The 24,722-nt window shown below is 60.2% G+C and carries 21 protein-coding genes; 13 read left to right on the forward strand and 8 right to left on the reverse strand.

The genetic code is table 11. The features are described from left to right. Positions 1 to 33 precede the first annotated feature (33 nt). Positions 34 to 678, reverse strand: coding sequence for a DUF4124 domain-containing protein (locus tag BCF11_RS08805; RefSeq protein WP_158229166.1), 645 nt, complete (start codon positions 676 to 678; stop codon positions 34 to 36). An 86-nt stretch (positions 679 to 764) separates the two neighbouring features. Beyond that, on the reverse strand, positions 765 to 1,430 hold the full coding sequence (gene pyrE / locus BCF11_RS08810) for an orotate phosphoribosyltransferase (RefSeq protein WP_061945005.1): 666 nt from the start codon (positions 1,428 to 1,430) through the stop codon (positions 765 to 767). Positions 1,431 to 1,664: 234 nt separating this feature from the next. Between pyrE and BCF11_RS08815 the strand changes: the two genes are divergently transcribed. Continuing rightward, positions 1,665 to 2,432: an exodeoxyribonuclease III gene (locus BCF11_RS08815; protein WP_098494408.1), complete on the forward strand. Its 768-nt coding sequence runs from the start codon at positions 1,665 to 1,667 to the stop codon at positions 2,430 to 2,432. A gap of 24 nt (positions 2,433 to 2,456) precedes the next feature. Here the strand turns inward: BCF11_RS08815 and BCF11_RS08820 are convergent, their stop codons facing one another. Beyond that, positions 2,457 to 3,221 (reverse strand): class II glutamine amidotransferase, encoded by a 765-nt coding sequence (locus BCF11_RS08820; RefSeq protein ID WP_098497394.1) that lies wholly within the window; start codon positions 3,219 to 3,221, stop codon positions 2,457 to 2,459. 288 nt (positions 3,222 to 3,509) lie between these two features. Between BCF11_RS08820 and BCF11_RS08825 the strand changes: the two genes are divergently transcribed. Together BCF11_RS08825 and BCF11_RS08830 are read left to right on the forward strand one after the other, a co-directional pair. Next, positions 3,510 to 4,559 (forward strand): BMP family ABC transporter substrate-binding protein, encoded by a 1,050-nt coding sequence (locus BCF11_RS08825; protein WP_098494409.1) that lies wholly within the window; start codon positions 3,510 to 3,512, stop codon positions 4,557 to 4,559. 71 nt (positions 4,560 to 4,630) lie between these two features. Then, positions 4,631 to 5,533 (forward strand): LysR family transcriptional regulator, encoded by a 903-nt coding sequence (locus BCF11_RS08830; protein ID WP_098494410.1) that lies wholly within the window; start codon positions 4,631 to 4,633, stop codon positions 5,531 to 5,533. Positions 5,534 to 5,545: 12 nt separating this feature from the next. On the opposite strand, the gene BCF11_RS08835 is transcribed toward BCF11_RS08830, so the two are convergent. Beyond that, positions 5,546 to 5,701 carry a DUF3096 domain-containing protein gene (locus BCF11_RS08835; RefSeq protein ID WP_098494411.1) on the reverse strand — a complete coding sequence of 52 codons (156 nt, stop codon included), beginning with the start codon at positions 5,699 to 5,701 and terminating at the stop codon, positions 5,546 to 5,548. Positions 5,702 to 5,838: 137 nt separating this feature from the next. Here BCF11_RS08835 and BCF11_RS08840 point away from each other — a divergent pair, with 137 nt between their 5' ends. Next, on the forward strand, positions 5,839 to 6,144 hold the full coding sequence (locus BCF11_RS08840; protein ID WP_098494412.1) for a 2Fe-2S iron-sulfur cluster-binding protein: 306 nt from the start codon (positions 5,839 to 5,841) through the stop codon (positions 6,142 to 6,144). 8 nt (positions 6,145 to 6,152) lie between these two features. On the opposite strand, the gene BCF11_RS08845 is transcribed toward BCF11_RS08840, so the two are convergent. The 3 genes from BCF11_RS08845 to BCF11_RS08855 form a co-directional block, all read right to left on the reverse strand. Then, complete coding sequence (locus BCF11_RS08845) at positions 6,153 to 6,569, reverse strand: 4-oxalocrotonate tautomerase family protein (RefSeq protein WP_098494413.1); 417 nt, start codon at positions 6,567 to 6,569, stop codon at positions 6,153 to 6,155. Positions 6,570 to 6,638: 69 nt separating this feature from the next. Further along, positions 6,639 to 7,271, reverse strand: coding sequence for a cysteine hydrolase family protein (locus BCF11_RS08850; protein ID WP_098494414.1), 633 nt, complete (start codon positions 7,269 to 7,271; stop codon positions 6,639 to 6,641). Between the two features lie 157 nt (positions 7,272 to 7,428). Beyond that, a complete protein-coding gene (locus BCF11_RS08855; RefSeq protein ID WP_098494415.1) occupies positions 7,429 to 7,908 on the reverse strand; it encodes an Lrp/AsnC family transcriptional regulator in 480 nt (159 codons plus the stop codon). Between the two features lie 247 nt (positions 7,909 to 8,155). Between BCF11_RS08855 and rocD the strand changes: the two genes are divergently transcribed. The 5 genes from rocD (at position 8,156) to BCF11_RS08880 (ending at position 16,030) form a co-directional block, all read left to right on the forward strand. Next, positions 8,156 to 9,394: an ornithine--oxo-acid transaminase gene (gene rocD / locus BCF11_RS08860; RefSeq protein ID WP_098494416.1), complete on the forward strand. Its 1,239-nt coding sequence runs from the start codon at positions 8,156 to 8,158 to the stop codon at positions 9,392 to 9,394. Then, positions 9,391 to 10,269, forward strand: coding sequence for a dimethylarginine dimethylaminohydrolase family protein (locus BCF11_RS08865; protein WP_098494417.1), 879 nt, complete (start codon positions 9,391 to 9,393; stop codon positions 10,267 to 10,269). The genes rocD and BCF11_RS08865 overlap by 4 nt, the downstream gene beginning before the upstream one ends. 132 nt (positions 10,270 to 10,401) lie before the next feature. Further along, positions 10,402 to 14,163, forward strand: a complete 3,762-nt coding sequence (gene metH, locus BCF11_RS08870) for a methionine synthase (protein WP_098494418.1) — start codon at positions 10,402 to 10,404, stop codon at positions 14,161 to 14,163. Between the two features lie 139 nt (positions 14,164 to 14,302). Continuing rightward, positions 14,303 to 15,199 (forward strand): SGNH/GDSL hydrolase family protein, encoded by an 897-nt coding sequence (locus BCF11_RS08875; protein ID WP_098494419.1) that lies wholly within the window; start codon positions 14,303 to 14,305, stop codon positions 15,197 to 15,199. A gap of 90 nt (positions 15,200 to 15,289) precedes the next feature. Continuing rightward, positions 15,290 to 16,030: a hypothetical protein gene (locus BCF11_RS08880; protein WP_098494420.1), complete on the forward strand. Its 741-nt coding sequence runs from the start codon at positions 15,290 to 15,292 to the stop codon at positions 16,028 to 16,030. Between the two features lie 303 nt (positions 16,031 to 16,333). Here BCF11_RS08880 and BCF11_RS08885 read toward each other — a convergent pair whose 3' ends face one another. Further along, complete coding sequence (locus BCF11_RS08885) at positions 16,334 to 17,635, reverse strand: NCS2 family permease (protein ID WP_098494421.1); 1,302 nt, start codon at positions 17,633 to 17,635, stop codon at positions 16,334 to 16,336. 550 nt (positions 17,636 to 18,185) lie between these two features. On the opposite strand from BCF11_RS08885, the gene xdhA reads away from it, so the two are divergent. The 4 genes from xdhA (at position 18,186) to guaD (ending at position 24,693) form a co-directional block, all read left to right on the forward strand. Further along, complete coding sequence (gene xdhA / locus BCF11_RS08890; protein ID WP_098494422.1) at positions 18,186 to 19,751, forward strand: xanthine dehydrogenase small subunit; 1,566 nt, start codon at positions 18,186 to 18,188, stop codon at positions 19,749 to 19,751. 32 nt (positions 19,752 to 19,783) lie between these two features. Beyond that, positions 19,784 to 22,147, forward strand: a complete 2,364-nt coding sequence (gene xdhB / locus BCF11_RS08895) for a xanthine dehydrogenase molybdopterin binding subunit (protein WP_098494423.1) — start codon at positions 19,784 to 19,786, stop codon at positions 22,145 to 22,147. A gap of 14 nt (positions 22,148 to 22,161) precedes the next feature. Then, positions 22,162 to 23,262, forward strand: a complete 1,101-nt coding sequence (gene xdhC, locus BCF11_RS08900; protein WP_098494424.1) for a xanthine dehydrogenase accessory protein XdhC — start codon at positions 22,162 to 22,164, stop codon at positions 23,260 to 23,262. Positions 23,263 to 23,352: 90 nt separating this feature from the next. Then, positions 23,353 to 24,693 (forward strand): guanine deaminase, encoded by a 1,341-nt coding sequence (gene guaD, locus BCF11_RS08905; protein WP_098494425.1) that lies wholly within the window; start codon positions 23,353 to 23,355, stop codon positions 24,691 to 24,693. The last annotated feature ends 29 nt before the right edge of the window (positions 24,694 to 24,722 follow it).

Consider the following 24,722-nt stretch of genomic DNA (forward strand, 5'->3'; position numbering starts at 1 on the left):
TGCCAGCCGTATTGCTTTGTATCCCCGCCGGTCCTAACGCGCCGCGGGCGCCTCTGCCGCCACGCTGGCCAGTTCCCGGTAGTGCTTGAGAGTTTCGTCGAACTTGCCGTTGATGCGGCTCAGTTCGGCTTGATGATCCGCCATGTTTTTCTGGTTATAAGCGATGTCGCGGTTGGCTTCTTCTATCTTGTTGCGCAAGTTCATCGGCAAGCTTTTCTTGTGCTTGTAGAACTCGGCTTCGGTATTGGCCGCTTTCAGCTGGTTCTGGGCATCGTCGATGCCTATCTGGTCGCGCTTGATCAGATCCTGCGACAGCGACAGATAGTAGCGGCGCGAAGATTCGATATCGGCCTCGCTGCGATAGCGCGCCAGCAAGGCGCGATCCTGCTGGCGCCGCTGCTCGTCCGCTGCTGCCTCGGCCCGGCGTTTTTCATCCAGGATCTCTTGCTGGCGCTTTTGTTCGACAGTCAGCGGCGCCGGGATTTCACGCTTGAGCACTCCGGCCTTGGATAACTCGACGATCTTGCGGTCAGCGCATTCCGGCATCGGATGGTCGCCGCTGACGGTGCGCCCGGCGCCATCCTTGCAGGTATAAATCTGGCCGTGCGCCAGCAATGGCAGCAAGCCTGCTGCGCCGAAAAAAAAGGCCTGCTTAAGAGTTAGTGCAATCCGCTTCATTCCCATCATCCACGACATATGTCGACACACACCACGCTATCGAGCGCAAAACGCAAAGCAACGGCTGTGTAGCACAAGCCGCGCGATCATGCTACGCCGTAGCGCTCCCGGTAAGCCGCCACCGCAGCCTGGTAGCGGTTCAGTTCAGCATCGGCGCCAGCGCCGGAAATATATTCCAGCAAGTCGTTCAGGTTGCCGATCGAAATCACCGGCATGCCGTACGCTTGCGTCACTTCTTCTACCGCCGAGTTGGCGGACAAGGCATCGTCCTTGCCGGAACGCTCCATCCGGTCCAGCGCGATCACCACCGCGCAAGGCGTGGCGCCGGCGGCGCGGATCATCTCGACCGACTCGCGCACCGACGTCCCGGCGGAAATCACGTCGTCGATAATCAGAACCCGGCCTTTTAAGGGACCGCCGACGATGTTGCCGCCCTCGCCGTGATCCTTGGCTTCCTTGCGGTTGTAGGCAAACTGCACATTGCGCCCTTGCGCCGCCAGCGCCACCGCGGTCGCCGATGCCAGCGTGATGCCCTTGTAAGCGGGCCCGAACAGCATGTCAAACTGCAAACCCGAATCGATCAGGGTGCGCGCATAAAATTGCGCCAGCTGGCCCAGGGCAGCACCCTCGTTAAACATGCCCGCATTGAAAAAATACGGCGAGGTGCGTCCTGCCTTGGTGACAAACTCGCCGAACTTCAGCACCCCGGCCTTCACCGCAAATTCAATAAATTGTTGACGTAAATTGTTCAAAATGCACTCCAGACGGTTGAGGCTGACAAATTTTGTCGCTGTTTACAAACCAAAAGCGACACCAGACCGTCATTTTAAATGGAGTTCATCCGCTCCACACCGCTAACTGCAAGCAACGTGCCTGCCAAGGCGTTATTTTTCGTATGGGGCCGTCTGCACACCCGGGCTTCGCTTCGGTTATGCTTAGAACCCAATCCGGCATCATTCCACCTTACTTTTTTACCAACAATAAACATGCCAAGAATTATTTCCGCAAATCTCAACGGTATCCGCTCCGCAGCCAGAAAAGGCTTCTTCGAGTGGCTGACCAAGCAATCTGCCGATTTCATCTGTGTCCAGGAATTGAAGGCCCAAGCCGCCGACATGACGCCGGAATTCCTGGCGCCGGAGGGTTACGTCGGGCATTTCCATTACGCCGAGAAGAAGGGCTATTCGGGCGTCGGCCTGTACAGCAAACGCAAGCCGAACGCAGTGCGGATCGGCTTCGGCAATGAAGAATTCGATGCCGAAGGGCGCTATGTGGAATGCGATTTCGGCGACCTGACGGTGATTTCACTGTATTGCCCGTCCGGTTCGTCCAGCGAAGAGCGGCAGATCGCCAAGTTCCGCTTCATGGAAGCGTTCCTGCCGCATCTGCAGGAACTCAAGGCCAGCGGCCGCGAGGTGGTGATCTGCGGCGACTGGAATATCGCGCACCAGGAGCGCGACCTGAAAAACTGGAAGGGCAACAAGAAAAATTCCGGCTTCCTGCCGGAAGAACGCGCCTGGCTTACCCATCTGTTCGACGAAGTCGGCCTGGTCGACGTCTTCCGCAAGGTCGACCAGCGCGAAGAGCAATACACCTGGTGGAGCAATCGCGGCCAGGCCTGGGCCAAGAACGTAGGATGGCGCATCGATTACCACATCTCCACCCCGGGCATCGCGGCTAACGCGCATGCCGTGGCGATCTACAAAGACGAGCGCTTTTCGGACCACGCACCGCTGACGATCGACTACGCCTGATCCTTGCCGGCTGTGTCGACGGCCTTAAACCGGCTGGCCGTCGACGAACACGATCAGCTCGCCCTCGCCAAATTTGGTCCACACTTCATTGGTGGTGAGCGGCTCGGTGACAATCACCGCCACCCGGTCCTGCGGCGTCGTCACCTGCGAGAAATCGACGCTGACATCCTCGTCCGACAGATGCGCTTCGGCAAACGGAAACTGCCGCACGATGTAATACAGATTAGTCGAGCAATGGGTGAACAAGGCTGAACCGTCCGACAGCATCATGTTGAAGGTGCCATGGGCGGCGATTTCGCTGGTCAGTTCGCGCAGCGCCAGGGTCAGTTCGACCTGCGACGGCGGCGCATCGCCAAAGCGCTGGCGCAATTGCTGCAACATGTAGCAGAACGCCAGTTCGCTGTCGGTATTGCCGACCGGCCGGTACGATCCGCTGAGGCGCGGCGCGAATTCCTTCAGGTCGCCGTTATGGGCGAATACCCAGTAACGGCCCCACAGCTCGCGCACGAACGGATGGCAGTTTTGCAGCGCTACCTGGCCCTGGGTGGCCTTGCGGATATGCGCGATGACATTCTTCGACTTGATCGGGCAACGCCGGATCAGCTCGGCTACCGGCGAGGCGATCGCCGCCTGGTAGTCGACAAAATGGCGCACGCCGCTACCCTCGAAAAAGGCAATGCCCCAGCCGTCGCTATGATGGCCGGTCTGGCCGCCGCGTGTGGCGAAGCCGGTAAAGCTGAACACAATGTCGGTTGGCACATTGCAATTCATTCCAAGTAACTGACACATATTTCCGAACCAGGTGAGATAGACGTAACTGACTGCTGCGTGCAACACGAGGCATGCACTATTCAATTTGATAACGGTATCACGCTGCCGCCTGAATAAAAAGTTAAATATGGTGTAGGTGCCTGCTGCCGCCACGCTCAGCCGGCCTGGCGCCACGCTGCCGCACATCAGTTGGCGGCAATACCTTGTATATCCTGCGCCAAATGGGGCGCGTCTGCTTTACCAGCAATATGTGGGAACAAATGCGTGCCGGCATCAGATCCGGCGCCTTATAAAGAGGAAGAGACAATGATGACACTAGCCCCCCGTACGCTGTCTGCCGGTGCACGCCCCGATATATCCGGCACGATGCTGCGCCTGCTGCTGCCGCTAACACTGCTGCTCGGACTGGCAAGCACCGCCGGCGCCGCCGACCTGCCCAAGATCATCTACGTGCGGCCGGTGCCCAACAATGACGACGTGCTGCTGCAGCAAGGCACAAGCGGCGTCAATAACGCCGCCAAGCTGTACAAGATGCAAGCCAGCACCCTGGAAAGCCAGGCCACCCGCGCCGGCCGCCTGCAGCAGCTGGACAACGCGGTCAAGCAAGGCGCCAGGATCGTGGTGGTGATGGGGGTCGAATTCAAGGACTTGCTGGACAGCGTGGCGCGCCAGGCGCCGCAAACCCGTTTTGTGATCCTCGAACATTGCATCGACAATGCCGCCAGCAATGTCACCTGCATCACTTTCCGCGAATCCGAAGCCAGCTACCTGGCTGGCATGCAGGCCGCGCTGGCCTCCACCAGCGGCAAGATCGGCCTGATCGGCGCCAGCAACACCGCCTTGCGCCAGAAGAACAGCGAGGCCTTCAGCAATGGCGCACGCGCCGCCAAAGCGGCAATTTCCATACATGAGCCGCTGTGGGTGGAAGGCGCGCAACCCTTCAACGATCCGCCGCGCGCCGAAGCGTTGACCAAGACCATGCTGGGTGATGGCGTGGATGTGATCTGGGCTGCCGCCGCGGGCAGCAATCCGGGCGTATTCAAGGCGCTCACGCCGCAAAACCGCGCCAAAGCCATCGGCAGCGGCGTCAACCAGTGCATACAGGCGCCGGGCAAGGTGCTCGACAACGTCGAAGTACATGCGGATAGCGCCATTATCCTGGCGGTCGGCTTGCTGGCCAACGGCTCGACGGCGCCGCGTTTCGATTTCGGCCTGAAGGAAGGCGCGGTAGCGCTGACCGCGCTTGGCCTGGACGCCGCCTACTCGGAATGCGATATCCTGCACCAGCGTCCGCTGTTGCAAAAGCTGCGCGAAGCCAGCAACGCAATCATCAGCGGCAAGCTGAAAATAGATTGAATGTGGATTAAATAGCGGCCATTGATCGATTCTGATAGCGTTGTGCTTTTATTTATCCTGGAGCATGGCGCATGGATCAACTGGCAGCGATGCGCGCTTTCCGGCGCGTGGTGGAAAACGGCAGCTTCACCGCTGCCGCCGCCGAACTCAACCAGTCGCACACCATCGTTTCGCGCCAGGTGCGGCAGCTGGAACTGGAGCTGGGCGCGCAGCTGCTGAACCGCACTACGCGCCGCTTTGCCTTGACCGAGGCTGGCCAGGAATACTATGAGCGTAGCCGCCATATACTGGATCAGATAGACGATGCCAGCCAGGCGGTATCAGCCCATCAGTCCAAGCCTGCCGGCACCTTGCGCATCAACGCCCCGATGGCCTTCGGCACGCTGGAACTGGCGCAGTGGCTGCCGCAATTCATCAGCGCCAACCCGCAGCTGAAAATCGACCTGGTCTGCAACGACCGCTTGGTCGATATTATCGAAGAAGGCTTCGACGTCGCCTTGCGCCTGACCCGCGGCCTGCAAGATTCGACCCTGATCGCCAAGCGGCTGGCGACCTGCGAAATATTCCTGGTCGCTGCGCCGGCGTATCTGCAACGACACGGCACACCGCAACAGCCGGCCGATCTGGCGCGGCATAACTGCCTGACTTACACACTGGCGCAGAAACCCAGCGAATACGAGTTCTACGCCGCCGACGGCAGCGAACATCCGGTGACCGTGCGCGGCAACCTGCAAGCCAACACCGGCATTGCCTTGCGCTCGGCGGCGCTGGCCGGACTGGGTATCGCCACCACCAGTTCCTTCATCGTGCATGAAGATTTGCGGCGCGGCGATCTGCTGCGGGTGCTGCCGGATTTCGAATTGAAGCCGCGCGACCTGTACGCCATCTATCCGCAAAACCGACATCTGTCGCCGAAGGTAAGGGCTTTTGTCGACTTTGCCGTAGCCTGGTATGGTACGGCGCGCTGGGATTAAACCGGCGTTGTCTTAGTGAATACGGAAATGACCGGCGCCGAACAAACCGATCAGGCCGATAGCTATCAGATAAAAAGCCACGATATAGTTCAAGAGTTTAGGCGTGACCAGGATCAGGATGCCGGCGATCAGGGAAACGATTGGTACAAGCGAAAAATGTATATTCATGGGCAGTCTTTTTATGATGGAGGATGGCAGGTGCGAAGCGCCACGACCGGCGCCGGCTGTTGCCGCTGGCTGGAGATTCTACAAGATCGCCGCCATCATGCGATGATTTTCCAGAGGGAATTGTGAGTAAAGAAAACATGCCGCCTGCCGGCGGCGAATTCAGCGTCCGGATTGAACCTAAGGGATGGTCGTTCACTGCACCTGCCACCCTGCCGCTGCGCGAGGCGGCACGCCAGTCGGGCATCGATTTGCCTAGTTCCTGCAGGAACGGCACATGCAGGACTTGCATGTGCCGCCTGCTTAGCGGACAGATACGCTACCAGATCGAGTGGCCGGGCCTGAGCAGCGATGAAAAGAAAGACGGCTATATCTTGCCCTGCGTCGCCCGGCCGCTGTCGGACCTGGTGATCGAAGAACCGCGCGCCACGCGCCTGCCCGCATAAAGCACGCGTCAAGCCAGGGCCGGACTTTGCAAGCGCGCCGCCACCGCCCGGTGCTGCTGCGTCAAGCCGCCGAAGCCGTAGGCCGCCGCTCGCACATCGTGCACATGGACATAGCTTTCATGATGCAGCTCGCCCAGCAACACGCCAATCTCCTTGAAGACTGCATCGATGTAACCTGCCTTTTCATTGGCGGTATTGGTTTCATCGGTGATGCGGATATCCAGGAAGAAGCTGGCTTTTCTTTGCGCCGCGAGCGAAGGGCCGCCGACAAACCAGTGCGCCGGATCGATATGCGAAATGGCGATCGAAGTCAGGCCCGGATCCTTGTGCAGGATTTCCGCGGTCAGGCGTGACAGGGTGGCTGCGACCTTGGCGGAAACCGTGGTGTCGGGCGTGGTGGATAACAGTACGGTCAGTATGGGCATGATGCGCTTTCAATGTCTGCTGGATGAAAAAAACAATGCTTGCTGCAACAAAGAACAGGTAATCCTTGTTTAGCCGACCAGCTCCAGGATTTCACTGGTGCTGCGGATTTCGGCAATGGCATCCGACATGCCGGTCAATACGGCGCGGTGCAGGTCCTTGTGATTGACCGTGCCGCCGTCCCAGGCGTCGATATCGCGGGTAGCGCTGGCATCGCTGCTGATGATGACCTGATAGCCGTTGGCAACGCCGTCGAAGGCAGTCGCAGCGACGCAGTTATTGGTCATCAGGCCGCTCACGATCAGCGTCTTGACGCCACGCGCCTGCAACTGCTGATGCAGATCGGTGCTGGCAAACGAGCTGGCGTAGGTCTTGCGGATGGTCGCGTGGTGGGCGGCGCGGCGCACCTCGGGATGGAATTCCGCCATCTCCGTGTTTTGCGTGAACAGGGGCCGCGACGGCGAACTCCATTGCTGGATATGGAACACCGGCATGCCATGCTTGTCGGCCAGTGCGATCAGACGGTTGGCATTACGCACCACGGCCAGGCCGTCAGGAATCGGCAGCTTGCCTGTGAAGTATTCGTTCTGGATATCGATCACCACCAGCGCCGTCGTGGTTGGCTCAAGACTTGTGCTGGCGCTGGCGCCGGCAATGCTGCGGATGGTTGGGTTACGGCTCAGGTTGTTGGTCGAGGCATTCATGTGAGCTCCTGGTGGGTGGTGAGTTGGAGTACACAGCTTAAGGCCACGAACAACGATAGGACAGCAGGCAGGCGACACATGATTTGTGCTGTTTCAGCACAAATCAACGCCAAACACATTGCCAATATGGCATTAAATGCTTAGGGCTTTTCCGCCTTCAATCACCCAGCGGCAATGGACTGGACGGTTTGATCTCTTCAAGGCACACCATGGAACGCACCCCCGCCACCCCCGGCACCTGCATCAGCCTGTCCGTCAGGAATGCCGAGAGCGATTTCAGATCGCTGGCCGCCACCTTCAGCAGATAGTCGAAATCGCCGGAAATCGTGTAGCACTCCAGGATTTCCGGAAACAGCCGGATCGCCTTTTCCAGCTTGCGCACCTGCTTGAACTGCTCGCGCGCGATGTTCAGGTTGACGAAAGCCACCACGCCAAGGCCGATCGCCGCCGGCTCCACCTGCGCCGCATAGCCGCGGATGATGCCATCCTTCTCCAGCCGCTGGACCCGCCGGTAGCACTGCGGCGGCGACAGGTTCACCTGCTCGGACAGTTCCACATTGGAGGCGCGGCCGTTGGCTTGCAGGGTGCGCAGCAGGATGCGGTCATAGCGATCCAGTTTTTCCGTCTTATTTTCCATGCTTGTCTCCATATATGCACGATTCGTGCGTATTACATCAAATTCATGGGTCATTATGCACAAATATTTCCATCGCTTGTGATTATCATGTAGCCAGATGCAGCACACCGCATTAAGCCTATAAACACAGCATTTTGCAGCTACCTCTAAGCGCCTCAGCCAGCGTCCGCCAGCGGACAAAAAGTCAGCAGCCTGTCTGCTCCTGACCACGCTAGGTTCTTAGAAGTGGCCTCACCAGGAGCCGACCATGAAGAACCATGCAATAACTCTCGAAGACCGATACTGCGCGCACAACTATGAACCGCTGCCGGTAGTGCTCAGCAGCGGCAAGGGCATCTGGCTGTGGGATCAGGACGGCAAGCGTTACATGGACATGATGTCGGCCTATTCCGCCGTCAGTTTCGGCCACAGCCACCCGACCCTGGTCGGCGCGCTGACCAAGCAGGCGGCGCAGCTGGCGATCGTCTCGCGCGCTTTCTACAGCGACCAGCTCGGACCTTTCCTGCAATTGCTGTGCGAAATGACCGGCATGCCCAAGGCCTTGCCGATGAACAGCGGCGCCGAAGCCGTCGAAACTGCGATCAAGGCGGCCCGTAAATGGGGTCACAAGGTCAAAGGCATTGCCGAAAACAGTGCTGAAATCATCGTTTGCCATGGCAATTTTTCCGGCCGCACCACGACCATCGTCGGCTTCTCGTCGGAAGCGCAATACCGCGACGGCTTCGGGCCGTTTTCCGGCGGCTTCTCCAGCGTGCCGTTCGGCGACGCTGCCGCCATGGAAGCCGCGATTACGCCACGCACCGCAGCCTTCCTGCTGGAGCCGATCCAGGGCGAAGCCGGCATCATCGTGCCGCCCGACGGCTATCTGGCGAAATGCCGCGAAATCTGCGACCGCCACAACGTGCTGCTGATCTGTGACGAAGTCCAGACCGGCCTCGGCCGCACCGGCCGCCTGCTCGCCAGCGACCATGACGGCGTCAAGCCGGACGGCCTGATCCTGGGCAAGGCGCTTGGCGGCGGCTTGCTGCCGGTGTCGGCCTTCCTGGCCCGGGAAGACCTGATGGCAGTATTTACGCCCGGCGACCACGGCAGCACCTTCGGCGGCAACCCGCTGTCGGCAGCGGTGGGCCACGCCGCGCTGCGCCTGCTGCGCGAAGAAAAGCTGGCGGAAAATGCCCAACGCATGGGCGAACGCCTGTTGAGCGGCCTGCGCGCAATCCAGCATCCGGCGATCCGCCAGATCCGCGGCAAAGGCTTGCTGATTGGCATGGATCTCGATCCGAGCTTCATCTCCGCCCGCGAATTCTGCGAGCGCCTGATGCAGCAAGGCATCCTGTCGAAAGACACGCACGACACCGTGGTGCGCTTCGCACCGCCGCTGATCATTACGGCCAACGACATCGACGCCGCGCTGGAAGCGATCCGCTACACATTTACCACCCTTGATACACCTGCAACTCACCTGACCGAAAGGAGCTACGCATGACCAACCACCTGCTGGACCATACCGCGGAAGACACATTCTTGATGTGCGCTCCGGATCATTTTGAAGTGTCTTATGTCATTAATCCGTGGATGGCTGGCAATATTGCGCATGGCAACCGTAGCGTCGCCATGGAACAGTGGACGGCATTGGTGGAAGCCATCGGCCAGGTCGCCAAGATCAAGATGATGCCGGCCATGCCGGGCGTGCCTGACCTGGTGTTCACCGCCAACGCCGGTGTCGTGCTGGGCAATAAAGTGGTGTTGTCGCGTTTCCGCCACGTTGAACGGCAGGCCGAAGAAGTCTATTTCGACGCCGCCTTCACCGCGCACGGCTTTGAAGTACTGACCCTGCCGCCGGAACTGCCTTTCGAAGGCGCCGGCGATGCGCTGATGGACCGCAGCGAAAACCTGCTGTGGTTCGGCCATGGCCACCGTTCGGATATCGCCTGCGCCACCCGCCTGTCGGAATTGCTGGATATCGAAGTGCAGCCGCTGAAACTGGTCGACGCCCGTTTCTACCATCTGGATACCTGCTTCTGCCCTCTGGCCGGCGGCTATGTGATGTATTTCCCGGAAGCATTCGACGCAGCTTCGCAAGCGGAAATCACTGCGCGCGTTCCTGCCGATAAGCGCATCGTGGTCAGCAGCGAAGATGCCTTGCACTTTGCTTGCAATACTGTCAATTCGGGTCGCCACATCTTCCTGAACCAGGCCTCCGACGCCCTGGTTGCACAGCTGCAGGCGCACGGCTTTGTTGTGCATCAGACAGCATTGACTGAATTCTTGAAGGCAGGCGGTGCGGCAAAATGCCTGACCCTGAAACTCAATGAACCACATCAAGGCGCCACGCAGGTCGCCCGTCAGGAAGCTGCATAATCGGTCTTTGGACGCTTATTGAAAATGCGCAAGCCATTGATTTAACGTATAATTTCTGGCATTGCCATTGCAAACAAACCCGGCGCTTTCGGCGACCGGGTTTTTTGCGTCCTTACTGATTAGAGTACGCTAATGACGCCTCCAGCAACACGCCCTGCCGTATCCACCGAAACCCGTCTGCGCGAGTTGCTGGCGCAGCGCATCCTGATCCTGGATGGCGCCATGGGCACCATGATCCAGCAATACAAGCTGACGGAAGAAGATTACCGCGGCGGCCCCAGCGGTCGCTTCATCGATTTCACCGGACCGGGCCGTGAGCTGTTCGTCAAAGGCAATAACGAGCTGCTGTCGCTGACCCAGCCGCACATCATCAGCGCCATCCACGAGGAATATCTGGCAGCCGGCGCCGATCTGATCGAGAGCAACACCTTCGGCGCCACCACCGTGGCGCAAGACGATTACCACATGGCGCACCTGGCCTACGAGATGAACGTGGCCTCGGCGCGGCTGGCGCGCGCCGCCTGCGACAAATATTCCACCCCGGACAAGCCGCGCTTCGTCGCCGGCGCGCTCGGCCCGACGCCGAAAACCGCATCGATCTCGCCCGACGTCAACGATCCGGCGGCGCGCAATGTCACTTTTGACCAGCTGGTCGCCTCGTACCTGGAACAGACCCGCGGCCTGGTGGAAGGCGGCGCCGACGTGCTGCTGGTGGAAACCATTTTCGACACCTTGAACTGCAAGGCGGCGCTGTTCGCCATCGATACCTTCTTTGAGGAATCGGGCCTGCGTCTGCCGATCATGATTTCCGGCACCGTCACCGATGCTTCCGGCCGCATCCTGTCGGGCCAGACCGTACCCGCATTCTGGAACTCGATCCGCCACGCCAAGCCGCTCACGGTCGGCCTCAACTGCGCACTGGGCGCGGCGCTGATGCGTCCCTATGCGGAAGAACTGTCGAAGATCGCCGACACTTTCGTCTGCATCTATCCGAACGCCGGCCTGCCCAATCCGATGAGCGATACCGGCTTCGATGAAACGCCGGACGTCACCTCCTCGCTGCTGAAGGATTTCGCCGAAAGCGGCTTCGTCAATATCGCCGGCGGCTGCTGCGGCACCACCCCGCCGCACATCAAGGCGATTGCCGACACCGTGGCCAAGATCCCGCCGCGCGCTGTGCCGGAGACCACTCATGAAATGCGGTTGTCGGGGCTGGAGCCGTTCACCATCGACGACAGCTCGCTGTTCGTCAACGTCGGTGAACGCACCAATGTCACCGGCTCCAAGGCATTTGCCCGGCTGATCCTCAACGAGCAGTACGACGAAGCGCTGGCGGTAGCGCGCCAGCAGGTGGAAAACGGCGCCCAGGTGATCGACATCAACATGGATGAAGCGATGCTGGATTCGATCGCCGCCATGCAGCGCTTCCTCAACCTGATCGCTTCCGAGCCGGATATTGCACGAGTGCCGATCATGATCGATTCGTCCAAGTGGACAGTGATCGAAGCCGGCCTCAAATGCGTGCAGGGCAAGGCAGTCGTCAATTCGATCTCGATGAAGGAAGGCGAGCCGGAATTCCTGCGCCAGGCCAAGCTGTGCCGGCGCTACGGCGCCGCCGTGATCGTGATGGCCTTCGATGAAAAAGGCCAGGCCGACACCTTCGAGCGCAAGATCGAGATCTGCGAGCGCGCCTACAAGCTGCTGGTGAGCCAGATCGGCTTCCCGCCGGAAGACATCATTTTCGACCCGAACATTTTCGCGATTGCGACCGGCATCGAAGAGCACAACAACTACGCCGTCGATTTCATCAACGCCACGCGCTGGATCCGCGAGAACCTGCCGCATGCCAAGATCAGCGGCGGCGTCTCCAACGTCAGCTTCAGCTTCCGCGGCAACGATCCGGCGCGCGAGGCGATCCACACCGTGTTCCTGTACCACGCCATCAAGGCCGGCATGACCATGGGCATCGTCAACGCCGGCATGATGGGCGTCTACGACAATCTGTCGCCCGAACTGCGCGAGCGGGTCGAAGACGTGGTGCTCAATCGCAGAGACGATGCGACCGAACGCATGATCGAAATCGCCTCGACCCTGAAGGCCGGCGACAAGAAAGAAGAAGCGACGCTGGAATGGCGCAGCGGCACCGTGCAGCAACGGCTAGCGCACGCGCTGGTGCAAGGCATCACGCAGTGGATCGTGGAAGACACGGAAGAAGCGCGCCAGGAATTGCTGAACAACGGCGGCCGCCCTATCCATGTGATCGAAGGACCGCTGATGGATGGCATGAACATCGTCGGCGACCTGTTCGGCCAGGGCAAGATGTTCCTGCCGCAGGTGGTCAAATCGGCGCGCGTCATGAAGCAGGCGGTAGCCCATCTGATTCCCTACATCGAAGAAGAAAAGCGGCTGCACGAAGAGCTGACCGGCATCGCCGCCAAGCCCAAGGGCAAGATCGTGATCGCCACGGTCAAGGGCGACGTCCACGACATCGGCAAGAACATCGTCTCGGTGGTCCTGCAATGCAATAACTTTGAAGTGGTCAACATGGGCGTGATGGTGCCGTGCTCGGAAATCCTGGCCATGGCGAAAGCTGAGAACGCCGACATCATCGGACTCAGCGGCCTGATCACGCCGTCGCTGGAAGAAATGGCCCACGTCGCCAAGGAAATGCAGCGCGACCCCTACTTCCGCAGCGTCAAGATGCCTTTGCTGATCGGCGGCGCCACCACCAGCCGCGCCCATACCGCGGTGAAGATTGCGCCGAATTACGAGGGGCCAGTGGTCTACGTGCCGGACGCGTCGCGCTCGGTATCGGTGGCGCAATCGCTGCTGACGCCGGAACAGCGCGACCAGTACATCGATGAAATCGCGGTCGACTACGAACGCATCCGCGAGCAGCACGCCAACAAGAAGGCGGTGCCGCTATTGCCGCTGGCAGCCGCGCGCGAGAACCGTACGCGCCTGCAGTTTGCGCCGGTCAAACCTAAGTTCATCGGCCGCCGGGTTTTCAAAAATGTCGACCTCGGCACGCTGGCGCGCTACATCGACTGGGGTCCGTTTTTCCAGACCTGGGACCTGGCCGGCCCGTATCCCGCCATCCTCACCGATGAAGTAGTCGGCGAAGCGGCCAGCAAGGTGTTTGAAGAAGGCCAGGCGCTGCTGCAGAAACTGATCGCCGGCCGCTGGCTGACCGCCAACGGCGTCATCGCCTTGATGCCTGCCAATACCGTCAACGACGACGACATCGAAATCTATACCGACGACACACGCAGCAAGGTGGCGTTTACTTATTACGGCATGCGCCAGCAAACCGTCAAGCCGGTGATCGACGGCATCGCCCGGCCGAACCAGTGCCTGTCCGACTTCATCGCGCCGAAATCCTCGGGCATCGCCGACTACATCGGCCTGTTCGCGGTCACCAGCGGCATCGGCATCGAGAAGTACGAAAAGCGCTTTGAAGATGCTCATGACGATTATTCGTCGATCATGCTGAAGTCGCTGGCCGACCGCCTGGCGGAAGCCTTTGCCGAATACATGCATGAGCGGGTGCGCAAGGACTTGTGGGGTTATGTGCCGGACGAGGAATTGTCGAACGAAGCCTTGATCAAGGAAAAATACAGCGGCATCCGTCCTGCCCCTGGCTATCCGGCCTGTCCGGAACATACGGTCAAGGCCGACATGTTCCAGCTGCTGCAATGCGATGAAATCGGCATGCAGTTAACCGAATCGTTCGCCATGTTCCCGGGTGCGGCGGTGTCCGGTTTCTACTTTGCCCATCCCGAGTCGAAGTATTTCGTCGTCGGCAAGATCGGCGACGACCAAGTCAACGACATGGCCGCCAGGCGCGACGTCAGCAAGGAAGACGTCGAGCGCTGGCTGGCGCCGAATCTGTAAGAGTAAAAATACAAAAAGGAGCGTCGCACGACGCTCCTTTTTTTATCTGCTAAGCTGAAATTGTATTGCAATGGAAGAACTCAACGCGTTGGACAAGGTCCAACGGTTGAATGTTCTAATTGCAGATGAGGAGCTCGGCATGCGTCAAAGCCTGGTGTTGAAGCAGCAATTGCAGGAATCCATCAAATCTGAAATCGCCCAGCGCACGCAACAGCATCGCGCGAAAATGGCCATCCTGCGCAACCGCGACGTCCATCTCAGGGCCAATGGCGGCGCCGTGCCGCCCAAGCCGCTGCTATTGCTGGCCCATGGCGATTCGTGGTTCGACTACCCCCTCAACGGCAATGCGCTGGCATTGCACAGCACCGACATCATCGCTCAGCTGGAGAACATGGGTGCGGTCCATCCGGTGATCATGAATCTTTCACACTACGGCGATTCCAGCTCGGATGAAATGGCCTTGCCCAAACAGCAGCGCCTGATCGCCTGCCTGCAGGACGCCACCAACTGGGTCAACGGCAAGCCCGACGCCATCCTGTTTTCCGGCGGCGGCAACGATATTGCCGGCGACAAATTCTGCATTTTCCTGGATGACCCCAGCGCCGGCGGCAGCGGCCTTGACCGACAGCGTTTCCCCAGGCTGCTGGCCATGATCGAAGCCTCTTATCTCGATCTGTTTGCATTGCGCGACAAGTACGCGCCGGGCGTACCCATTTTCGGCCATTGCTATGACTTCGCCATCCCCAACGGCAGCCATCCGGCGTGCGCCGGTCCATGGCTGCTGCCATCGCTGACCTTCGGCGGCTGGACTGCCGATCAGGGCAGCGCGATTGTACAGCAGGCTCTGATCGCCTTCGCCGCCACCTTGCGCGCACTGGCGGCCGTACCCGCCAACAATTTCATCCTGATCGAGACCCAGGGCACGCTGGCCAGCACTGACTGGGCCAACGAACTGCACCCCTATCCGGCCGGCTTCAAGAAACTCGCCACGCGCTTTGTCGGCGCACTGGGGCAACGTTTTTCCGGACATATTTAAGCAGCCTGGCGGACTGCAGCAAATCCGCCAATCATCCCAACCGTCGGCTAGCGCAGGCAAGCCCGATCTTATCCTTGAGGAATCCGCTCCATGTCTTCACTCCGCTTTGGTAAACACCCGCCGAAACATGACTACCGCACGCTGCGCCTGAAGAACTACCTGGGCGCCGAACTGGCGCCGCCGCCGGCTTCCTATGACGTACTGGCGCGTGTCTATCAGAAATTGAGTGCAAGCGACCCGACGCAATTGTTTCCCATGGACGGCAACGATACGCTGGGCGACTGCACCATCGCCGCCCTTGCCCATGCAATCACGACCTACAATGGCCTGGTCGGCACGCAGAAAATCCCCGCCAAACAAGCGATAGTGAAGCTGTACATGCACCTGACCGGCGGCGTCGACTCCGGACTGAGCGAGCTCGAGGTGCTGAATTACTGGCGCAAGACTGCTTTTTCCGGCGAAAAGATCTACGCCTACACCAGTATCGACGTCAAGAACCGCACCCACATCCAGCAGGCGATTCAATTATTCGGCGGTGTCTATCTGGGTTTCCAGGTGCAGGAAAACTGCCTGCAGGAATTCGAGGCGCGCCAGCCGTGGGTACCGGGCAAGCTGACCAACGATGGCCACGCAGTGTATGCGGTGGCGTATGACGCTGCCGGCGTCACGGTCCTGACCTGGGGCAATGTGCAGAAGGCAACCTGGGAGTGGTGGGATGCCTGCGTCGACGAGGCCTACGCCATCCTGCCGGCCGAAGCCAGCATTGCCGATTTTACGCCCGGCTTTGATTTTGCGCAGTTGCAAGCTGATCTGGCGAATGTAGCAAACTAGTCGGCCCGTCTTGGTCAAGGCGGGTCGGGTTACCCGCCCTGCCGTGCCTGAACAACGTCACTGATGTAAAAAAGCCCCGTCGGCGACGGGGCTTGCTAACTGCGAAACCTGTGAACGCGGCCTGCATTACCGATCAGTTATGAGCCCTGACTTGCGGGCACTGCTCGCCCTTGGTGAAGCATGGCGTGATCCAGGCGCATCCTTGCAGCAGGCAAAACATGATGCCCACAGCGCTTGCCTTGCTTATTGCTGACATCATCCGGATTCCGATCTCATCGAATATTTTTCCTCAATTGAGGCTGTTTAGTCGCCACCCAGATGGATGAACTTGTACAGGAAAATCGCCGCGATGATCCAGACCATGACAGGCACCTGCTTGGCGCGGCCGGTAAACAGTTTCAGCGCTGCATAGGCGATGAAACCGAAGGCGATGCCGTTGGCGATGGAATAGGTGAACGGGATCATCAGCACGGTGATCACGGCCGGCACGCTTTCGGTGGAATCTTCCCAGTTCAGGTGCACCAGTTCGCGCAGCATCAGTCCAGCCACGTAGAACAAGGCCGGCGCGGTTGCGTATGGCGGCACGGCGCCAGCCAGCGGCGAAATGAACAAGGCCGCCAGGAACAAAACGCCGACCGCCAGCGAAGTCAGGCCGGTACGGCCGCCTGCCTGTACCCCCGCGGCGCTTTCGACATAGGCGGTGGTGCTGGAGGTGCCGAGGAAAGTGCCGGCCACGATCGCAGTGCTGTCCGCCAGCAAGGCCTTGTTAAGGCGCGCCATCTTGCCGTTGACCAGCAAGCCGGCGCGGTTGGCCACGCCCATCATGGTGCCGGTGGCGTCGAACATCTCCACCAGGAAGAACACCAGCACGATATTCAGGATGCCCATCGACAAGGCGCCCATGATGTCGAGCTTGAACAAGGTCGGCTCTATCGATGGCGGCATGGACACTACGCCGTTGAAGGTATTGCCCCCCACCACGAAGCTCAGCACGGTGACGGTCAGGATGCCGATCAGGATCGCACCCTTGACCTTGAGATGGTCCAGCACCACGATCAGCAGGAAACCGAGGATGGACAGGATCACTGGAATCTGGTGCAGATCGCCGATCTGCACGAAGGTGGCCGGATTGGCGACCACCAGGCCGGAACTCTTGAGTGCGATAAAGCCGAGGAACATGCCGATACCGGCGGTGATGGCAATCCGGATGGTGGGCGGAATGCCGTTGACGATCAAGCCGCGGATGCCGACCAGGCTGACGATGATGAACAAGCAGCCGGAAATGAAGACCGCCCCCAGCGCCACTTCCCAGGATACGCCCATGCCTTTCACCACCGCGTAGGCAAAGTAGGCATTGAGACCCATGCCGGGCGCCAGCGCGATCGGATAGTTGGCATACAGCGCCATGATCAGGGTGCCGATCGCGGCCGCCACGCAGGTGGCGACAAACACAGAGCCCTTAGGCATGCCGGCGTCGCCCAGGATCGCCGGATTGACGAAGATGATGTAAGCCATCGTCAGGAAAGTGGTCAGGCCGGCGATCAGTTCGGTGCGGACGTCGGTGCCGTTTTCTTTCAGCTTGAAGAAATTCTCGAGAAACTGCATTCTGGGGTCTCCTTGATTATTGAACAGAGACGGCAGCGGCGGACTGTGTCTGTATATATAGTTGGTTTCCGTGCTGCCATTCTGCTCGGCTGCGGGCAGAATTCCGGCAAACTGGTGGGGTACTGAATGGGGTCACAAATATGCTCCAGGGTAAATATCAATTATTCCAGCGTGATGATAACCGCTCTCAGCGCCCGTTAGAACCCTGCCGCAACGCTAAATAAATCTCTCCCGAGCCAGATTGCATGCCGCTTTCAGGAATGACAGCCATGCTGCAACCCGCATACATTATTAAATAAACCACAAAATCGGGGCGCTACCCCGCAAACGCCCCCTTTATTTGCCAATTGGAATTAGATATGCGATCTCTATTCCATTCTGCAGATAATTGATATGAGCCCTTTCGTTATATGACGTTACGGCGCAAATGCTAATCTAAGCTCATAATTAATAGGCCGTTGCAAAGTCAGCCTAGCCCTACGTAGTCCCTGCACCGCAGCCAGGCAATACGATCAGATAGGCAGCGTTTTGCAACAGTCGCCAAACCAGAATGGAGATCGTCTTGTCTACGTCCGCATCTAATTCCTCGGCCGATAGCGTCATCCGCTTCTACTATCGTGGCGAAGTCCATACGGTAGATCAGGCTGCGCCTACCCGCACCATCCTGCAACACCTGCGCGAAGACCTGCATTGCACCGGCAGCAAGGAAGGCTGCGCCGAGGGCGACTGCGGCGCTTGCACCGTCGTCATCGGCGAGCAGACTGCCGACGGCGTCACGCTGAAATCGGTCAATTCTTGCATCCAGTTCCTGCCTACGCTGGACGGTAAAGCTTTGTATACCGTCGAAGACTTGAAACAGAACGATGGCGCCCTGCATCCGGTGCAGCAGGCGATGGTGGAATGCCACGGCTCGCAATGCGGCTTCTGCACGCCGGGCTTCGTGATGTCGCTGTGGGACCTGTACCTGAAGAACGACGGCAGCCAGGCGCCGGCCTGCGGCTCGGCCAAGGGCGCATGCCAACCGCAACAACAGCAGCAACAAGCGCAACCGCTGCTGCGCAAAGACATCGACATCGCCTTGTCCGGCAACCTGTGCCGCTGCACCGGCTACCGGCCTATCATCGACGCTGCCCACCGCATGGGCGAACTGCCGGCGGTCGGCTTCGATCGCCAGGCGCTGCAACATGCGCTGCAACCCTTGCAGCGCGACGACATGTTCGTCTATCGCCACGGTAGCCAGACATTCTACGCGCCGCGCACGCTGGCGCAATTGGTAGAGGTGCGCGCCGCGCTGCCGGCCGCGCGCATCCTGGCCGGCTCGACCGACGTCGGCCTGTGGGTCACCAAGCAGATGCGCGATCTGGGCGACATCATTTATCTCGGCCAGGTGGCCGAACTGAACAGCCTCAGCGTCAACCAGCAGCAGATCGAGATCGGCGCCGGCGTCACCCTGAACGATGCCTACGCCGAAATCTGCAAGCACTATCCGGAACTGTCCGAGATGTGGCAACGCTTCGCCTCGCTGCCGATCCGCAATGCCGGCACCCTGGGCGGCAACGTCGCCAACGGCTCGCCGATCGGCGATTCGCCGCCATGGCTGATCGCGCTTGGCGCCCAGGTCGTGCTGCGCGGACCGAACGGACAACGCGTGATGCCGCTTGAAGCGCTGTATCTGGATTACATGAAGAAAGACATGCAGGCCGATGAATTCGTCGAAGGCGTGCGGATTCCATTGCCGCATGCCGGCCAGCGTTTCCGCACCTACAAGCTGGCGAAACGCTTCGACCAGGATATTTCCGCCGTCTGCGCCGCATTTTCCGTGACACTGGATGGCGGCAAGATCAGCGATATCCGGATTGCCTTCGGCGGCATGGCGGCAACGCCGAAACGCGCGGCGCTCACTGAAGCCGCCCTGCTCGGCCAGGTCTGGAGCGAAGCGGTGATGGAAACCGCGGTGGCGCTGATGTCGGACGACTACAAGCCGTTGTCGGACATGCGCGCCTCAAGCGAATACCGCATGAAGACCTCGCAAAACCTGCTGCGCCGGTTCTGGCTGGAAACCCGTATCGAAGCCCCCTTGCGTGCCGACCAGGTCAATCCTTTCGTGTGCGCCTAAGCCGCCGCCGACGAAGATAAAGAGTAGACGTCATGAACAAGCAAACTGAAGTTTTTATGCAAGCCAAGCCGCAACAGCAAGCTACTGCCTGGGCGGAAGTCGGCCAATCGCATCCGCACGAATCGGCGATACTGCACGTGCTGGGCGAAGCCACCTACACCGACGATATACCTGAAGCGCAAGGCACGCTGCATGCCGCGCTGGGCATGTCGCAGAAGGCGCACGCCCGCATCCGTTCGATCAATCTTGACGCCGTACGCAGCGCGCCAGGCGTAGTCACGGTCCTCACTGCCGCCGATATTCCCGGCACCAACGATTGCGGCCCCATCATCCACGACGATCCGATCCTGTCCGAAGGCCTGGTCGAATATGTCGGCCAGCCGATCTTCGTCGTCATCGCCGACAGCCATGACAATGCGCGGCGCGCGGTGCGCAAGGTCGTCATCGATTACGAAGAACTGCCGGCTATCCTGACGCCGCAGGCCGCGCACGCGGCGAAATCGTATGTGCTGCCGCCGATGCGGCTGACGCGCGGCGATGCGCAACAGGCGTTTGAAACAGCGCCGAACCGCGTCAGCGGCCAGCTGTATGTCGGCGGCCAGGAACAGTTTTACCTGGAAGGCCAGATTTCCTACGCCATCCCGAAAGAACAGAACGGCATGCTGGTGCTGTGTTCGACCCAGCACCCGACCGAAATGCAGCACGTGGTCGCGCATGCGCTGGGCGTCCATTCGCACAATATCGTGGTCGAATGCCGGCGCATGGGCGGCGGCTTCGGCGGCAAGGAATCGCAATCAGCCTTGTGGGCCGCGGTAGCCGCGATCGGCGCCGCCAAGCTGAAGCGTCCGGTCAAGCTGCGCGCCGACCGCGACGACGACATGATGGTGACCGGCAAGCGCCACTGCTTCCACTATGACTACGAAGTCGGCTATGACGACGCCGGCCGCATCGTCGCCGCCCGGGTCGAGATGGTCAGCCGCGCCGGCTTCTCGGCCGACTTGTCGGCGCCAGTGGCTACCCGCGCCGTCTGCCACTTCGACAACACCTATTACCTGTCCGACGTCGACATCAAGGCGATGTGCGGCAAGACCAATACCCAGTCGAATACCGCCTTCCGCGGCTTCGGCGGCCCGCAGGGCGCGATTGCGATCGAATACATCGTCGATGAAATCGCCCGCAACCTGGGACGCGACGCGCTGGATATCCGTAAGCTGAATTTCTACGGCCGCAACGACGAAGAGGGCCGCAATGTCACGCAGTACGGCCAGAAAGTCGTCGACAATGTGATCCATGAACTGGTGGCGGAACTGGAAGCCAGCAGCGAATACCGGCAACGCCGCGCTGCCGTCGAGGCATTCAACGCCAGCAGCCCTGTGCTGAAAAAAGGCTTGGCGCTGACGCCGGTCAAGTTCGGCATCGCCTTCAACGTCACCCACTTCAACCAAGCCGGCGCGCTGGTCCATGTGTACACCGATGGTTCAGTGCTGGTGAACCACGGCGGCACCGAAATGGGCCAGGGCATCAACACCAAGGTGGCGCAGGTTGTGGCGCATGAACTCGGGATTCCGCTGGAACTGGTGCGCGTCACCGCCACCGACACCAGCAAGGTGGCAAATACCTCGGCTACTGCAGCGTCCACCGGCGCCGACCTGAACGGCAAGGCGGCGCAGGATGCGGCGCATACGATTCGCCAGCGCCTGGCGGAATTCTTCGCCAAATTACACAACGGCGACGCCAAGGAAGTGACCTTCTTCGCCGGCGCGGTGCATCTGGGCGAGCACAGCCTGCCCTTCGGCGAACTGACGCAAAAAGCTTACCTGTCGCGGGTGCAATTGTGGTCCGACGGCTTCTACGCCACGCCGGGCTTGCACTGGGATCCGAAAACCATGAACGGCCGGCCCTTCTCCTACTTTGCTTATGGCGCGTCTGTATCAGAAGTGGTAGTCGACACCTTTACCGGCGAATGGAAACTGCTGCGCGCCGATGCGCTCTACGATGCCGGCCAGTCGCTCAATCCCGCGATTGACATCGGCCAGGTCGAAGGCGCCTTCATCCAGGGCATGGGCTGGCTCACCACCGAAGAACTGTGGTGGAACAAGGACGGCAAGCTGATGACGCATGCGCCGTCGACCTACAAGATTCCGGGCATCTCGGATTGTCCGCAGGATTTCCGCGTCAAGCTGTTCAAGAACCGCAATGTCGAAGACAGCATCCACCGCTCCAAGGCGGTCGGCGAACCGCCGCTGCTGCTGCCATTTTCGGTATTTTTCGCGATCCGCGATGCGGTCGCCAGCGTCGGCGGCAACCGTTTCAATCCGCCGTTGAATGCGCCGGCCACCAGCGAAGCGATCCTTAAATCGGTCGATGCTGTCCGTGCCATGGCGCGCACGGCCTGATCCGGAGTCACATCATGAGCAACTGGCTGGAAGCGCTCACCACGCTGATCACGCAAACCTCGCAAAACACCACGGCGATCCTGGTCACCGTGGCGCAGGTCGAGGGCTCCGGGCCGCGTGAGCCGGGCGCAAAAATGGTGGTGACAGCGGTTGGCCAGTTCGACACCATCGGCGGCGGCCACCTCGAACTGCAAGCCATCAGGATCGCCCGCGAAATGCTGGAAGAAGGCTTGTCGCTGAGCCGCGAACGGCGCCTGCAGCGCTTTTCTCTTGGTCCTTCGCTGGGCCAGTGCTGTGGTGGCGTGGTGCATCTGGCATTTGAGCGCGTGACGCCTGCCTCGGCCGACTATTTCAGTTTCCTGCAGCGCCGCCTGCGCGACGCCGAAGACAGCTGGCGTCTGGTGGCGCTGGACGACGCTGCGCCGCCAGCCATGTGCGACGCCGACGGTGCACGTCTGCACGGACCGGGACGGCTGCCGACGCTGCCGTCCTTGCTGACGCCTTCCGCCAATCCGCTCGGCGCCTGCACCATCCTGCGCGACGATAATGGCCGCCGCTGGCTGCTGGATGCCTGCCTGGCGACGCGGCCGCAACTGTTTCTGTTCGGCGCCGGCCATGTCGGCGCGGCGATCGTCAAGGCGCTTGGTGATCTGCCTTGCCGGGTGGTATGGATCGACGAACGCGAAGAAATGTTTCCAGACGTCCTGCCGGCCAATGTCCGCATCGAAGCAACCGATACGCCGGAAGCCGTGGTGGATAACGCACCGGACGGTTCCTGCTTCCTCGTGATGACCCACAATCACGCGCTCGACCAGCGCTTGTCGGCGCAAATCCTGCAGCGCGGCGGGGTGGCCTGGTTCGGCCTGATCGGCTCCAAGAGCAAGCGCATGCAGTTCGAGCATCGCCTGCACGAACGCGGCATTTCGCATGAGCGCCTGGCCGAGATGGTATGCCCGATCGGGATTGCCGGTATTGTCGGCAAGGAGCCGGCGGTCATCGCCGCTTCGGTGACGGCGCAGCTGCTGCAGGTATGGGAGCAGATCGCCAGACAACAGCAGACGGCAGCCAGCGCCCCGCAATTGCGCATGCCGCTGCAACTGGTCAGCACTATTTAAATCAAATCTGGATCGGGCCCGGTTTGCATCGGGTCCGTAATGCATCGCCCATAGCGGCCTTAGTCCGCTTTTTATTCAAGGATAGCTCTCATGTCAGCCCCTAGCTTCAGCCATATCGACCAGTCCGCATTGCAAGCCTACCGCGCCAGCGTTCTGCATTTCAGCGCGGATCCCGCCCATCACTCGGATGCCTGTCATTGGCATGAAGACGGCTTGCTGCTGATCGCCGATGGCAAGGTGGTGGCGGCCGGCGACTATCAGCAACTGTCGACGCAACTGAAAGTGGAGCTGAAAGGCGAACTGAAGATCCAGGATTATCGCGGCAAGATCATCATGCCGGGCTTTATCGATACCCACCTGCACTACCCGCAGACCGACATGATCGCCTCGCCGGCGCCAGGCCTGCTGCCATGGCTGGAAAAATATACCTTCCCGACCGAGCGCAAGTTCAGCGACCCGGCCCACGCCGGCGAAGTCGCCAAGTTCTTCATCGACGAACTGCTACGCTGCGGCACCACCACGGCGATGGTGTATTGCACCGTCAATCCGGTTTCGGTGGATGCCTTCTTCAGCGCCAGCGAAGCGCGCAATCTGCGCATGATCACCGGCAAGGTGCTGATGGACCGCAACTGCCCTGAATTCCTGCAAGACACCGCCGAAGGCGGCATCCGCGACAGCGAAGAACTGCTGAAGAAGTGGCACAAACGCGGCCGCCAACTATATGCGATCACGCCCCGTTTCGCGCCGACTTCCAGCAATGCCCAGCTGCAGTTGGCGGGCGAACTGGCGCAGGCCTATCCTGACGCCTACCTGCAAACCCACGCTGCCGAAAATACCGACGAAGTGGCCTGGGTCAAGTCGCTGTTCCCGGAATCGCGCAGCTATATGGACGTCTACGACAAGTACGGCATGCTGCGCCCGCGCTCGATGTACGGCCATTGCGTCTGGCTCGACGATGAAGACCGCCGCCGCATGACGGAAACGCAATCGGCAGTGGCGATCTGCCCTACTTCCAATCTGTTCCTCGGCAGCGGACTATTCGATTTTGCAGGCGCAGACACCGCAGGCGTACCCTTGTCGCTAGCCACCGACGTCGGCGGCGGCACCAGTTTTTCGATGCTGCAAACCATGAACGAAGCGTACAAGGTAGCACGCATGGCGACCACCTATCTGCCGGCCATGCGCATGTTCTACCTGGCGACCTTGGGCGGCGCGCGCAGCATGCAGCTGGAAGGTACGATCGGCAATTTCGTGGCGGGCGCAGAGGCCGATTTCATCGTGCTCGATCCTAAAGCTACGCCACTGCTGGCGCGCCGCAGCGAGCGTACGGAGAGTCTGGAAGAGTTGTTGTTTGCGCTGGCCTTGCTGGGGGATGACCGGGCGATTGCGGCTACCTATGCCGCCGGCAAGCTGGTGCACAGCCGCGCCTGATACGTAAAGCGGACACAATGTGTCCGCTT

Source organism: Collimonas sp. PA-H2 (assembly GCF_002564105.1).
In the GTDB taxonomy this organism is placed as follows: Bacteria; Pseudomonadota; Gammaproteobacteria; order Burkholderiales; family Burkholderiaceae_D; genus Collimonas.